A 12,684-nucleotide genomic window follows, 5' to 3' on the forward strand; every position below is an offset into this window, starting at 1 on the left:
CTGACTACCGCCTCAAGATCTTGTAACAAACGGAAGACGATTTAACAGGAGTTAGACCAACCAATGCGAATACCCTTGTGGCAGATATCTGCTGTATCGCTTGCTCTCGCCGGGTCTTTTACGGAAGTCTGCCTGCACCACTCCGCGCAGACGGCACATGCAGCCGAGGGGAAAGAGCGCGCGCCGCATACGACGTGGCGGGCGTATCAGGGCGGGCCGGACTCGGCGCAGTACTCCGACCTGCGGCAGATCAATAAGAGCAACGTCGCTCAGTTGCAGCAGGTGTGGTTTTATCCGGCGGGCAACAATGGCTTTCGCTATGGCTCGAACCCGATCATTATCGACAACGTGATGTATGTCATCGGCAAGGACAACGACATTGCGGCGGTGGATGCAGCGACCGGCAAGGAGATCTGGGTTCACGATAATCACAAGCCGCGCAATGTCTCGAACCGGGGCGTGAGCTATTGGGAGAGTAAGGATCGGTCGGATCGGCGGATTCTGTTTTCGGCCGACAACATGCTTCATGAGATCGATGCGAAGACTGGGAATTCGATTGATAGCTTCGGTAATCATGGGGCGGTCGATCTGCGTGAGGGACTGGGGCGCGTTCCGAGCAGCATACGGCAGATTCAGACGGCTACGCCGGGCAGGGTCTTCGAAAACTTGCTGATTCTTGGCTCGGCTACCGGCGAGGAGTATGAGTCGCCTCCGGGCGATCTGCGCGCCTTCGATATCCTGACCGGCAAGGTGGCCTGGAGCTTCCATACAGTGCCGCATCCGGGCGAGATGGGCTATGAGACGTGGCCGAAGGATGCGTGGAAGTACGTGGGCGGCACCAATACGTGGGGCGAGATCACGATCGACGAGAAGACCGGCATCGCCTACTTCCCTATCGGTGCTCCTACGTATGACTTTTATGGCGCGGACAGGTTGGGAGCGAATCTGTTCTCCGACTGCCTGCTGGCGCTCGATGCGCGCACAGGCAAGTACCTGTGGCACTTCCAGACGACGCATCACGATCTGTGGGACTACGATCTGATGACCGCGCCGAAGCTGATGACCATCAAGCACAACGGCAAGATGGTGGACGTGGTGGCACAGGCTGGGAAGAACGGATTTGTGTATGTCTTCGATCGCGCGACGGGTAAGCCGGTCTTTCCGATTGAGGAGAGGCCTGTACCGCAGTCGGATATGCCGGGGGAGAAGTCGTGGCCGACGCAGCCGATTCCGTCGCTGCCGCCGTTTGCGAGGCAGAAGTTCAGCGCGGAGGATGTCGATCCGTATATCTCCAATCCGGCTGAGCGCGAGAAGATCAAGGCCGCGGTGCTGGCAGCGCGGAACGAGGGTATCTACACGCCGCCCACGCTGGGCACGACGATGGAGACGCCCGGCAATAACGGCGGAGCCAACTGGGGCACGGCTGCGATTGATCCCGCGACCGCGACGTTTTATGTGGCGTCGAAGGATGCGCCCTCGCTGCTGAAGCTGGAGACGAAGCCGCCGCGCAGGCAGATGACGGGGCCAGCGGAGTCGCAGGGGCACCTGGTCTATATTCAGAACTGCCAGTCGTGCCATACGGAGTCGCGTGCGGGACAGCCGCCTGCGATTCCCTCACTCGTCAATATCATTCAGCGCGCCGGCGCGGAACGGGTGGCGACTGCGGTGCAGAATGGTTTGCCGCCGATGCCTGCCTTTCCGGACCTCGATAGCGATGACGTCAAGAACCTGATCGCTTATCTGAAGGCTCCGGAGCTGGGCGCGATTCCCGGCGACATCATGGCTCGCATGATGGCTCCGGCCCCCAAAGCCCAGGTGAAGCTGGGGCCGGGCGGACAGCGATATTGGACCGGATATGGTTACATGAACTCCAGCGAGGGTCTTCCGGCCATCGGGCCGCCGTGGTCGAGCCTGACCGCGTATGACATGAACAAGGGCACGATCAAGTGGCAGATCCCGCTGGGCGAAGTGGAGGAGCTGGTTGCCAAGGGCATCCGCAATACGGGCAGCTACTGGCCGCGTGGCGGGCCTGTGGTGACGGCGGGTGGGCTTATCATCGCGCCCACGATCTCGGACAACACGCTGCACTTCTACGACAAAGACACCGGCAAGCAGGTGTGGTCGCTGCATCTGCCCGCGGGGCCGGAGGGGATTCCCGCTGTCTACGAGGTCGCTGGGCGCGAGTACATCGCGATCAGCGCGCGGCCGCGGCTGGAGACGGTACGGCAACCGGACGGCAAGGCAACACCGGCTGCCGCAACCCCCTACGACAACACGAAGCAGGGATACTATGTCTTCGCGCTGCCTGAGAGGTCCGGCAAGTAAATCTGTTTACAACGCAAACAAGAACCGCCGGTGGATGACTCCACCGGCGGTTCTTGTTTTGCCTTGCGAAAAAGCTGTGCTTATTTGCCCACCCAACCGCCATCTACGTACAGGGACTGGCCGGTGACATAGCTGGCCTCGTCGGACGCGAGGAAGGCCGCTGCGTTGCCGATATCGCGCGGCTGGCCGGGCCTGCCCAGCGAGATCTGCGCGACGACCTGCGGCAGAATCTCCGGGCTTTCGAGCACCCAGCGAATCATCGGCGTATCGATCAGGCCGGGGTGGATGCAGTTGACGCGGATGCCGTGCGGCCCCAGTTCGGCGGAGATGTTGCGGGTCATGGCTTCGACGGCGAGCTTGCTGGGGGCGTAGTGGGTGCGGCCGGGCAGAACACGCGCGGCCTGGATGGAGCCGAGGTTGACGATGGCTCCCTTGCGGCCCTCAGCTACGGCGCGCTTGGCGAAGGCCTGCGAGCACATCCAGCCGCTCTTGAGGTTGACGTTGGTGACATCCTCCCACTGCTGGTCGGTCAGTTCGAGGAAGGGCACGATGGTCTCGATGCCCGCGTTGTTGACGAGGATGTCGACCGGGCCGAGCTGCTGGGCCTCTGCGAAGATGCGGTCGACATCGGCGCGCAGGGAGACGTCTCCCTGGACGACGAGAGCCCTGCGGCCCTGCTTGCGAACGGCCTCGGCTACCTGCTCGGTGCGCTCCCCAACGTGCAGGTCGTTGATGACCACGTCCGCGCCGTTCTCCGCGAAGACCTCGGCGATCCCTCTTCCAATACCCTGCCCCGCACCCGTCACCAGGGCGATCTTGCCTGTCAACTTCATATTGTCTTTCTCCTGTCTGCTAGTGGATCGTCCAACCGCCATCGACCATCAAGGTATGTCCCACCACCATGTCGGAAAAGGGGCTGGCAAGAAACAGCACCGCTCCGACAAGATCTTCCGGCTGGTTCCAGCGTCCGCGAGGAATCATCTGCTGGGTCGCCCACTCCTTGTATCCGGGCCGCTCGAGGATGTTCTTGCGCGATTCGGTCTCGGTGATGCAGGGGGCGACGACGTTGACCAGCACGTTGTCGTGGGCCCACTCGAGCGAGAGCGCCTTGGCGAGATGGTGAACGGCGGCCTTGACCGCGGCGTAGACCGCCCGCTTCTTGAAGGCGATGACGCCGAAGTTGGAGCCGATCTGGATGATGCGGCCTCCACCCTGAGGAATCATGACGCGGGCCGCGGCCTGCGAGGCGAAGAAGACGCTCTTCAAGGAGGACGATACGGTCTTGTCGAACTCCTCCTCGGTTACGTCGAGGGCGTCGTTGGTGCCGGTCCAACCGGCGTTGTTGACGAGGATGTCGATGCGGCCGAACTCGGCGACAGTACGGGCCATGAGAGCCTCAACGTCGGCCACCACAGCCACATCAGTCAGGACGATGATGGCCCGGACGCCGAGGGACTCGATCTCGGCTTTGACTGCCTCAACCTCTGCCATATTGCCGCCGGGGTGCTTGGCGAGCACGAGGTGCGCGCCCGCCTGCGCCAGTCCCAGCGCGATGGCGCGCCCAATGCCCTGGGAGGCTCCGGTGACGATGGCGATCTTGTCCTTCAACTGGAAGCTCGAGTAATCCATGCAAGCCCTTTCGTATCGCTAAGCTTCAAATAGTGCAGAAACAGCCTGTTATTTTGCCCCACAACCGGTGCGAACGACGGTGTACCGGCCACGCCTCTTCTTGCGAAACACGATATTCAAATTGCGTATAGTGCAAGCAACGCAAATCTTACCGTTGGGGTGCGGGATCGTCAAGCAGCAAGAAAGTACGATCCTCGAAGATTACTTTTGCGGTAACCAGCTATTGCAACGGAGGGTGAACGACTGCATTTTTTGCAGCCTGTACGTGAGGATTTGCTTGACACTGCCAGGATGAGAGGAGCACAGTGGTTGCGTCTTGCGCAAGTATAAATGCGCAGAGCGCAATTTATTTGCGACACCAGATCGGCTCGAATGGCCTGAGAATGAGGATGGAGTGAATACCCCGATGACGATGTCCCTTACCCGATCCACGACTCGCCGCACTTTTGTAACCCGCACCCTTCTCGGCGCCGCCACGGCGGCCGCCATGCCCGCGAGCCTTCTGGCTAAGACCTGGAATATTCCCATTGGCTATACCGGGATTACGTGGCCGAACGCGCAGGTAGCCGACGCCATTGGGACCTGCGGCAAGCTGGGGTTTTATGGCTTTGAGACCTTCGGCGACGTACTGGTGGACTGGGAGAGCAAGGGTGGGCTGACGCCGGTGCTCAAGGCGAATCACATTCCGCTAATCTCCGGCTACTGCACCCTGAACCTTGTCGACTCCACGCGCCGCCAGGAGACGATGGACAAGGCCGTGAGATGGGCCAAGCTCATCAAGGCCACGGGCGGGCGGATCTTCGTGCTGGGGCCGAATCCTGTGCCACGCGATAGCTACAACTTTGCGGAGCACAAGGCCAATATTGTTGCCACGCTGAACGAAGCATCGAAGAGGATCGTCGATCAGGGGCTGACGCCAGTGCTGCACCAGCACACGGGGACGTGCGTGGAGACGCGCGATGAGACCTACGCCACGCTCGACGCCATCGACCACACGACGCTGAAGTTTGGGCCGGACGTGGGCCAGCTTACCAAGGGCGGGGCGGACGCGGTGCAGGTGGTCAAGGACTACCTGCCGCTGGTGCAGCACATGCACCTGAAGGATTATGACGGCAAGGACCCGCACCTGGTGTACTATTGCCCCCTGGGTCGCGGAAAGGTAAACGTCCCCGCGATTCTGGACCTGATGGCCGGCCGAAAGATTAGTGGTATGGTGATGGTAGAACTCGACAATGATCCCAATAGCCTTTCGCCGATCCCTCCATCCGAACTTGCGGGTGAGAGTCAGGCTTACCTGAAGAAGATCGGCGTCAAGCTGAGGGCCTGAGCAGCAGGTCTATGCCCATAAAAAAACCAACCGCAGTACCCTTTATTCAGAGCCTCGATCGGGGCTTGGTGATTTTGCAATCCGTGGCCCGTTCGAAGCAGCCCATCTCGCTGGGCGAGCTGGCCGATCTGCTGCAGATCGACCGCAGCAGCGCCTTTCGCCTGGCCCAGACGCTGCGGCGACGCGGCTTTCTGGCCTGTCCGGCCGGGCGCAAGGACTATATCCTTGGCCCGGCCATGTGGACGCTCTCGCACCAGTACGACTGGAGCAACATGCTGGTCCGAGTGGCGCATGAGCAGTTGAAGCTGATTGCCAATGAGCTGAACGAGACGGCCCACCTGGCGGTGCGCGAGGGGAAGAACGCCCTGTTCATCGACTCCGCTAATGCCAACCATGTGATCTCGGTCGCGGGGCAGACGGGCGAGCTAGTGCCGCTCTACTGCACCGCTCACGGCAAGGCGCTGCTGGCCGATGCCGATGAGAAGGAGCTGAAGTCGCAGTTTGGCATCGGCCCGCTGACGAAGCATACGCCCAGCACCATCAGCACTGTGAAGGCACTGACCGTCGAGTGCAAGGAGATTCATGCGCGCGGCTATGCTACCGACGAAGCCGAGTACAACCCGGGGATGCGCTGCGTCGCTGCGCCGATCCGGCTGGAGGATGGCTCTATCGTCGGCTCGATTGGAATCTCCGCGCCCGAGGCTCGGTTTCCCAAGGAGCACTATGCCAAGTATGCGAAGAAGATCAGCATGGCTGCGCGGGAGATCGGGCTGCAACTGAGCATGGCGGAGCCAAAGGAGTAGCCGCGTTTCATACTGCCGTAAACGAGAGGCGCTTCCCTTTGGGGTAGCGCTTTTTCTTTGTTGCAACAACGGAATGAGGCGGCGGATTTCGCACTCGTGCATCGTCTTGCGGCTGTGGTACTCTTGCAAACGTCATTGCGCAGGACACAATGACTGTTGCATAGTTTCTCTTTCATTCCCAACCGCAATGGCGCAAGGAGGCACGTCGCCGGCTATGAGCAATCCCATTCTCGACTTTGGAATCGACCCTTCTACCCTGAACTATGTTGGCAGCGGACTACAACGTCCGGAGTGCATTCTGGCTGAGAAAGACGGCACGTTGTGGAGTGCGGATTCGCGCGGGGGAGTGGTGCGGCTCGAACCGAATGGCACGCAGGAGATTGTGACGCAGAAGATCTCCGGCTACTTTGAGGCTGCCGCGAGCGAGGCTTCGCGCTACCTGACGGGCACGCTGCCGAATGGACTCGCGTTTGCGCGCAACGGTGATATCCTCATCTCCAACTTTGGCACCGACCGGCTGGAGATCATGACGCGGAGCGGCGAGTCCAAGGTGCTGGCCGACAGCATCGACGGAGAGGCCATCGGCAAGGTGAACTTCGTGCTGCGCGACTCGAAGGACCGCATCTGGATTACGATCTCGACGCGCATCAAGAACTGGATGCACGCGCTGAAGCCCGATCTCGACGACGGCTACATTGCTCGGTACATCGACGGCAAGTTTCACATCGTAGCCTCGGGCTTCCACTTTACGAACGAGATTCGTATGGACGCGAAGGAGGAGTACATGTACGTCGCGGAGACGACCGGAGGCTGCATCAGCCGTATGCGCGTGAATGAGGACGGCACGCTGGGCGAGCGCGAGATCTTTGGGCCTTCGAGCCTGGGCAAGGGCGCTTGGCCCGATGGCATCGCATTCGACAGCGCGGGCAACCTGTGGGGTACATGCGTGTACTCGGATAAGCTTTGGGCCATTACGCCGCAGGGCGATCTGCGTGTGTTTCTCGATGAGGGCGACCCGGCTAAGGTCGAGGCGCTGGAGAAGCAGTTTTTCGCCGGTGCGGTGACTGAGGATGTTTTATTCGCGACCGGCCGCGGCGTTGCACCGTGGATGGCGAGCGTCACCTTCGGTGGACCGGACTTGCAGACCCTATACATCGGTTCACTCAAGGGGCAGCGGATTCCCTACTTCAAGGCCCCAGTGGCCGGGCTGCCCATGGTGCACTGGAACGATCCTCGTTCGTAGCACCCAAACTCATCTGTACAAAAGATTTTCTTTACCGGAGGATTGAAATGGCAACGGGAACAGCAACGCTACAGGCGAACTACATCAACGGCGAGTGGCTGGCGGGAAGCTCGTCGAACGTCATTGACATCATCAATCCTGCGACGCAGGAGAGCATCGCTCAGATCGCTCTGGCCGAAGAGGCCGACACAAACGCAGCCGTGGCCGCAGCTTCGGCAGCCTTCCCCGGCTGGCGCACCACGCCGCCGCAGGATCGCATCCAGTATATGTTCGCCTTTCGCGAGCTGCTGCTAAAGCACGCCGATGAGATCGCTGCCATCACCACCAAAGAGAACGGCAAGACCTTCGCCGAGTCGCGTGCGGAGCTGGCACGCGGCATCGAGAACGTCGAGGTCTCGTGCGGTATCCCAACACTGATGCAGGGGTACAACCTCGAAGACGTGGCACGCGGCATCGACGAGATGATGATTCGGCAGCCGCTCGGCGTGACTGCTGCAATTACTCCCTTCAACTTTCCGGCGATGATTCCGCTGTGGTTTATGCCCTATGCGATTGCGACGGGCAACACCTTCATCCTGAAGCCGTCGGAGCGCGTGCCTTTGACGGCGAAGCTGATCTTCGAGCTGCTGCAACAGACCGGGTTGCCCAAGGGCGTGGCCAACCTCGTCGTGGGAGCTAAGCCTGCTGTGGATACGCTGCTGCATCACCCGGATGTGCGGGCGATCAGCTTCGTCGGCTCGACGCCGGTGGCGAAGTACATCTACTCCGAAGGCTCGGCCCACGGCAAGCGGGTGCAGTGCCAGGGCGGAGCCAAGAACTACGTCGTCGTGATGCCGGACGCCGATATGGATATGACCGCGAAGATCATCAGCGACAGCGCCTTCGGCTGCGCGGGACAGCGCTGCCTCGCGATCTCCGTCGCCGTGACCGTTGCGGACTCGGCGAAGAAGTTCAACGAGGCGCTGCTGAAGATCGCGTCGAATATCAAGACCGGCAACGGGCTTGAGAAGGAAACGACCATGGGGCCGGTGATTACGGCTGAGAGTAAGTCGCGGATCCTGCACCTGATCGAGAAGGGCGTGGACGCGGGCGGCAAAGTGCTGCTCGACGGACGCGAAGGCCTGGGCAATAACGGCAACTTCATTACGCCTACAGTGCTGAGCGGGATCGACGAGTCCAATCCGCTGACGACGACCGAGATCTTCGGACCGGTGCTCACGGTCAACGAAACCCACACGCTGGATGATGCGATCGAGACGCTTTCGAAGAGCAAATTCGGCAACTCGGCTGCGATCTTTACCAGCAGTGGCGCGGCCGCGCGAAAGTTCCGCTACGAGGTGCCGACGGGCAACATCGGCATAAACATCGGTGTCGCCGCACCGATGGCCTACTTCCCCTTCAGCGGCTGGCGCGACAGCTTTATGGGTGTACTGCACGGCCAGGGGAAGGACGCCATCGAGTTCTACACGGACAAGAAGGTCGTGATCGAGCGCTGGCCGAAGGAGTGGTCACGCCAGTTCTAGGGCACTCCGTGCCGTTCTCGGGGATGCATGGGTCAGTGGAGTGTATGGGTCCTCCCGTTGGTCGGAAACGAGCGATGTTTGTTTCTGACCAGCGGGAGGAGTTCTCCGAGAACCGTACAAAGTACCGTTGACGATGGCGACGCACGAGGCATATACTTCGTCGCTGTATACGCAACACAAAATGCGTAATGCGCAACAGAATCAACCTTCAAATATCTGCTTCAAGGACCCGACGGATGACGAAGATGAGCTCCACACTTAGCTCGAGCGCTGCCCCCGCAGCCTTCCTGCAGCAGTACCCTCTTCTGCGCGCGGGTATCCTTAAACTGCTTGCGATCAAGGATTCGGATATCCGCATCCTCACGCTGGGACAGAGCCGCGATGCGGTCGATAACGGGCTGCACTCGGGTGGCGCGTTCTCTGCGACGATCCCGCTGGTGGCGCTCTTTTATGGTGGATTCCTCAAGCTCGATATAGAAGACCCGACGCGTCGCGGGCAAGATATCTTCACGCTCAGCAAAGGCCATGCCGTAGCGGCGATGGCCTCCATCTATGCGGAGCTGGGTTACTTCGACCAGAAGCTGCTGCGCCACTCCCGCTCGCACGAGAGCCTGTTGAACGGCCACCCGGGGCCTGTGCTTCCCGGGGTGCACATTGCGACGGGCCCTATGGGACAGGGCATCGGTGTAGCGCAGGGATTTGCCATCGCCGGACGGACCTCTCCGCGCTTCGACTCTTATGTGATGGTGGGAGACGGCGAGCTACAGGAAGGCTCCTGCTGGGAGACAGTGATGTACGCCGGTCAGAGCCACCTCGACAACCTCTGCGTACTGGTGGACCGCAACAACGGGCAGCTCGATGTGCATAACCGAACGCTCTTCCCCATGCCCGAACTGGACAAAGTATTCCGCTCCTACGGCTGGGAGGCGCACAGCGTAGACGCGACCCAGTACGACGGCGTGTTGACGGCCCTCGAGCAGTTCCGCTTCGGCCCTCGCAATGGAAAACCAACGGCGATCGTATGCAACACAACCAAGGGCTACGGCGCGTTCTCGGACTTCATGAATAAGCACAAGGTGACCACGTCTGAGTCGCTAATCGTGCAGGAGCTTGCCTTGCAGGAAGAACGCCGCAGCGCACGGGTTGCGGAGTTTCTTGAGCATCTGTCTGAACTTGAAGGCAGCGCCGATGGTGAGCTACGGGCAACGATGCTGCGTGAGGCGGCGCGTTCCATGCACCTCGATGTAGAGCGCATTGCAGCCCTTCCTCCAGTAGTAGGTCCGGTGCTGACGAAGCGCGTTCCCGTGCGCGACAAGCAGATTCGCTACGATGCCACAGCTTTGCCGAAACTCGATCCGAAAAAACAGTACAGTGCCGCGGAGATCGTGACTGGAGCTATGAAGGTCTTCGCCCGGGATAGCCGCGTGGCCTCCATCGACTCCGACCTGGCATCGACAAGTGGGCTGGAGGCAGGCGTGGCTGCCGTGGACCAGCATCGCGCGTTAAACGTGGGTGTGGCCGAGGCAAACATGATGCTGATCGGCGAGGCCTTTGCCGCGCTGGGTTGTAATACCTGGACGAGCACCTTCTGCCCCTTCTTTAACTGGCAGGTTTTGCGTCGCATCGCGGTCGGACAGCAGGAGCGGCTCGAGGCCATTGCCGCACCGGATGGCTGGCTAAGTGAGGGCCACGGTCTCGATCTTACTTTTCTAGCCACGGCAGCGAACTTCGAGACCCGCACCAACGGCGCGACCCATATGGGCAACGACGATATCACTACCTTCGATGCCGTGGGTCAATTGCAGATCATCGACGTGTCGTGTCCGCAGCAGATGCTCTCCATCATGACGTGGATCATGGCGGGCAATCGCGGGCTGGTCTACGTGCGGGTAATGCGTACCGGGTCGGCCGTGCTCTATGGGCAGCAGTACGAGTTCGAGTTCGGCAAGGGGCAGGTGCTACTTGAGGGCGAGAACGACACAGTGGCCCTCATCAGCAGCGGACGTGGAGTACACGAGGCGCTTGAGGCTGCTAAATTATCCGCGACAGCCGGAGTTGGAGTAACCGTCGTCGACATGCCATCTATCGACGACGAGTTACTGCTCAAGCTCTATCACTCTGGAAAAATTCTGCTCTTCGCGGAACAGAATAATGGATACATCTGGCAGAACTTTTTGAAGGTGCTCTATCGTAATCGAGCAACGGTATCTGGCTCACTCGAGCGTGTGTTGACCGTTAATACCTTGACGGCTGAGGGGAAGCCGCAGTTCATTCACTCCGCCACTTATGAGGAGTTAGTCGAGGCTTTCAAACTTGCTCCAGTGCATATTGCCAAAACAATCATGGACGCTGTCGCCGCCAGCAAGCGATAGCACCTTTGAAATTGAAGGAGGAATTCGATTATGGCGCTACCGATTGTGGACGAAACCAGCATCGAGGCTCTTGACCTGCCTGGTAGGATGTTGCGCTGGGTTGTCACTGCCGAGACTACGAATGCACAGCACTGCAGCATGTGCGTCATCGAGGTGCAGCCCGGCCAAACGGTCAAGCCCGCGCACTCTCACCCCAACGGCGAGGAGGTCATCTATCTGCTTTCGGGCAGCGGAAGGGTGTGGATCGAAGGCGAGATCGGCTCGGTCAAACAAGGCTGCGCCATCCTATTTCCACAGGGCAAGATCCACATGCTCCAGAACACCGGCAACGAAGTAATGAAAGTAGCGTGTTTCTTTGCCCCGGCGACGAACCTGGCGAACTACAGGTTTTTTGAAGACATTGAATTTCCAGAGTAACAACAAACCGGGAACAAGTGGTTCCATGGCATACTCGAAATTATGCGCGTCGTAGTCATCGGTGGTACTGGACATATTGGCAGCTCTCTGACTCCCATGTTGGTGAAGTCCGGGCATGATGTAACTTGCGTCAGCCGAGGATTGAAACAGCCCTACACAGATGGCCCGGCATGGCAACAGGTCAAGCATGTAGTACTGGATCGTTCTGCCGAGGAAGAGGCCGGAAGGTTCGGGGAGCACATCGCTGCACTGAGTGCAGAGGCTGTCGTCGATCTGACCTGCTACACGCCCGAGAGTTCAGCCCAACTGGTTGAAGCTCTACGCGGCCGTATTGATCACCTGCTGCACTGCGGCACCATCTGGGTCCACGGGCATAGTGTCGAGGTTCCTACGACGGAAACTGCGGTGCGCGAACCCTTTGGCGACTATGGCAAACGTAAAGCCGCGATCGAACGATCACTACTGGATGCCGCTGCCAACGATGGCCTGCCCGTGACCGTGCTGCATCCGGGGCACCTCGTAGGTGCGGGTTGGAATCCAATCAACCCACAAGGCAACTTCAACCCTGACGTATTTTCATCCATCCTGCACGGCAATGAAATCACCTTGCCGAACATCGGAATGGAGACTGTGCACCACGTTCACGTCGAAGACGTGGCACAAGCCTTTGTACGAGCTATTGAATGTCGCTCGGCAGCTATTGGCGAGAGCTTTCACGTAGTCTCCGCAGCAGCACTGACCTTGCGCGGCTACGCCGAAAGAACGTTCAACTATTTCGGTCAACCAGCAAGAATCCGCTTCATGCCTTTCGATGAATGGCGCGAAACAGTGACAGAAAAAGACGCCCGCTCAACATGGGATCACATCGCGCACTCGCCAAACTGTAGCATCGCAAAGGCCTGCGAACGGCTGGGATACGCACCGCGATATAGCTCGCTTGAGGCGGTGCAGGAATCTGTTGCCTGGTTACGACAAGCTGGAACAGTAAAATAAACGCGGAATATAAATTGCCATACAATTTATCCAAAACAAAATGGCCCGGAGT

The 12,684-nt window shown here is 59.6% G+C and carries 10 protein-coding genes; 8 read left to right on the plus strand and 2 right to left on the minus strand.

Annotation, left to right across the window (positions count from 1 at the left end):
• Window positions 1-63 precede the first annotated feature (63 nt).
• On the plus strand, window positions 64-2,325 hold the full coding sequence (locus FTO74_RS13235) for a PQQ-binding-like beta-propeller repeat protein (protein ID WP_162538568.1): 2,262 nt from the start codon (window positions 64-66) through the stop codon (window positions 2,323-2,325).
• A gap of 80 nt (window positions 2,326-2,405) precedes the next feature.
• Here the strand turns inward: FTO74_RS13235 and FTO74_RS13240 are convergent, their stop codons facing one another.
• Both FTO74_RS13240 and FTO74_RS13245 read right to left on the minus strand, forming a co-directional pair.
• Entirely contained in the window at window positions 2,406-3,158 is a 753-nt protein-coding gene (locus FTO74_RS13240; RefSeq protein WP_162538569.1) for an SDR family NAD(P)-dependent oxidoreductase, read from the minus strand.
• A 19-nt stretch (window positions 3,159-3,177) separates the two neighbouring features.
• Entirely contained in the window at window positions 3,178-3,954 is a 777-nt protein-coding gene (locus FTO74_RS13245) for an SDR family oxidoreductase (protein ID WP_162538570.1), read from the minus strand.
• Between the two features lie 406 nt (window positions 3,955-4,360).
• On the opposite strand from FTO74_RS13245, the gene FTO74_RS13250 reads away from it, so the two are divergent.
• The 7 genes from FTO74_RS13250 to FTO74_RS13280 all read left to right on the plus strand — a co-directional run bounded on the left by FTO74_RS13250 (window position 4,361) and on the right by FTO74_RS13280 (window position 12,632).
• A complete protein-coding gene (locus FTO74_RS13250; protein ID WP_220399020.1) occupies window positions 4,361-5,281 on the plus strand; it encodes a sugar phosphate isomerase/epimerase family protein in 921 nt (306 codons plus the stop codon).
• 11 nt (window positions 5,282-5,292) lie between these two features.
• Window positions 5,293-6,084: an IclR family transcriptional regulator gene (locus tag FTO74_RS13255; RefSeq protein ID WP_255462258.1), complete on the plus strand. Its 792-nt coding sequence runs from the start codon at window positions 5,293-5,295 to the stop codon at window positions 6,082-6,084.
• A gap of 214 nt (window positions 6,085-6,298) precedes the next feature.
• Entirely contained in the window at window positions 6,299-7,327 is a 1,029-nt protein-coding gene (locus FTO74_RS13260) for an SMP-30/gluconolactonase/LRE family protein (protein ID WP_162538572.1), read from the plus strand.
• 47 nt (window positions 7,328-7,374) lie between these two features.
• Window positions 7,375-8,850, plus strand: a complete 1,476-nt coding sequence (locus tag FTO74_RS13265; RefSeq protein WP_162538573.1) for a CoA-acylating methylmalonate-semialdehyde dehydrogenase — start codon at window positions 7,375-7,377, stop codon at window positions 8,848-8,850.
• 236 nt (window positions 8,851-9,086) lie between these two features.
• A complete protein-coding gene (locus FTO74_RS13270; RefSeq protein ID WP_162538574.1) occupies window positions 9,087-11,222 on the plus strand; it encodes a transketolase C-terminal domain-containing protein in 2,136 nt (711 codons plus the stop codon).
• Between the two features lie 30 nt (window positions 11,223-11,252).
• Window positions 11,253-11,639 (plus strand): cupin domain-containing protein, encoded by a 387-nt coding sequence (locus tag FTO74_RS13275; RefSeq protein ID WP_162538575.1) that lies wholly within the window; start codon window positions 11,253-11,255, stop codon window positions 11,637-11,639.
• A 42-nt stretch (window positions 11,640-11,681) separates the two neighbouring features.
• Window positions 11,682-12,632 carry an NAD-dependent epimerase/dehydratase family protein gene (locus tag FTO74_RS13280; RefSeq protein ID WP_162538576.1) on the plus strand — a complete coding sequence of 317 codons (951 nt, stop codon included), beginning with the start codon at window positions 11,682-11,684 and terminating at the stop codon, window positions 12,630-12,632.
• Window positions 12,633-12,684 lie beyond the last annotated feature (52 nt).

This window comes from Granulicella sp. WH15, assembly GCF_009914315.1.
GTDB lineage: Bacteria > Acidobacteriota > Terriglobia > Terriglobales > Acidobacteriaceae > Edaphobacter.

What these genes read in the sequence shown, in the direction of transcription:
- FTO74_RS13235 (WP_162538568.1), top strand. Translation starts at nt 64, where the DNA reads ATGCGAATACCCTTGTGGCAGATATCTGCTGTATCGCTTGCTCTCGCC.
- FTO74_RS13240 (WP_162538569.1), bottom strand. Translation starts at nt 3,158, where the DNA reads ATGAAGTTGACAGGCAAGATCGCCCTGGTGACGGGTGCGGGGCAGGGT.
- FTO74_RS13245 (WP_162538570.1), bottom strand. Translation starts at nt 3,954, where the DNA reads ATGGATTACTCGAGCTTCCAGTTGAAGGACAAGATCGCCATCGTCACC.
- FTO74_RS13250 (WP_220399020.1), top strand. Translation starts at nt 4,361, where the DNA reads ATGACGATGTCCCTTACCCGATCCACGACTCGCCGCACTTTTGTAACC.
- FTO74_RS13255 (WP_255462258.1), top strand. Translation starts at nt 5,293, where the DNA reads ATGCCCATAAAAAAACCAACCGCAGTACCCTTTATTCAGAGCCTCGAT.
- FTO74_RS13260 (WP_162538572.1), top strand. Translation starts at nt 6,299, where the DNA reads ATGAGCAATCCCATTCTCGACTTTGGAATCGACCCTTCTACCCTGAAC.
- FTO74_RS13265 (WP_162538573.1), top strand. Translation starts at nt 7,375, where the DNA reads ATGGCAACGGGAACAGCAACGCTACAGGCGAACTACATCAACGGCGAG.
- FTO74_RS13270 (WP_162538574.1), top strand. Translation starts at nt 9,087, where the DNA reads ATGACGAAGATGAGCTCCACACTTAGCTCGAGCGCTGCCCCCGCAGCC.
- FTO74_RS13275 (WP_162538575.1), top strand. Translation starts at nt 11,253, where the DNA reads ATGGCGCTACCGATTGTGGACGAAACCAGCATCGAGGCTCTTGACCTG.
- FTO74_RS13280 (WP_162538576.1), top strand. Translation starts at nt 11,682, where the DNA reads ATGCGCGTCGTAGTCATCGGTGGTACTGGACATATTGGCAGCTCTCTG.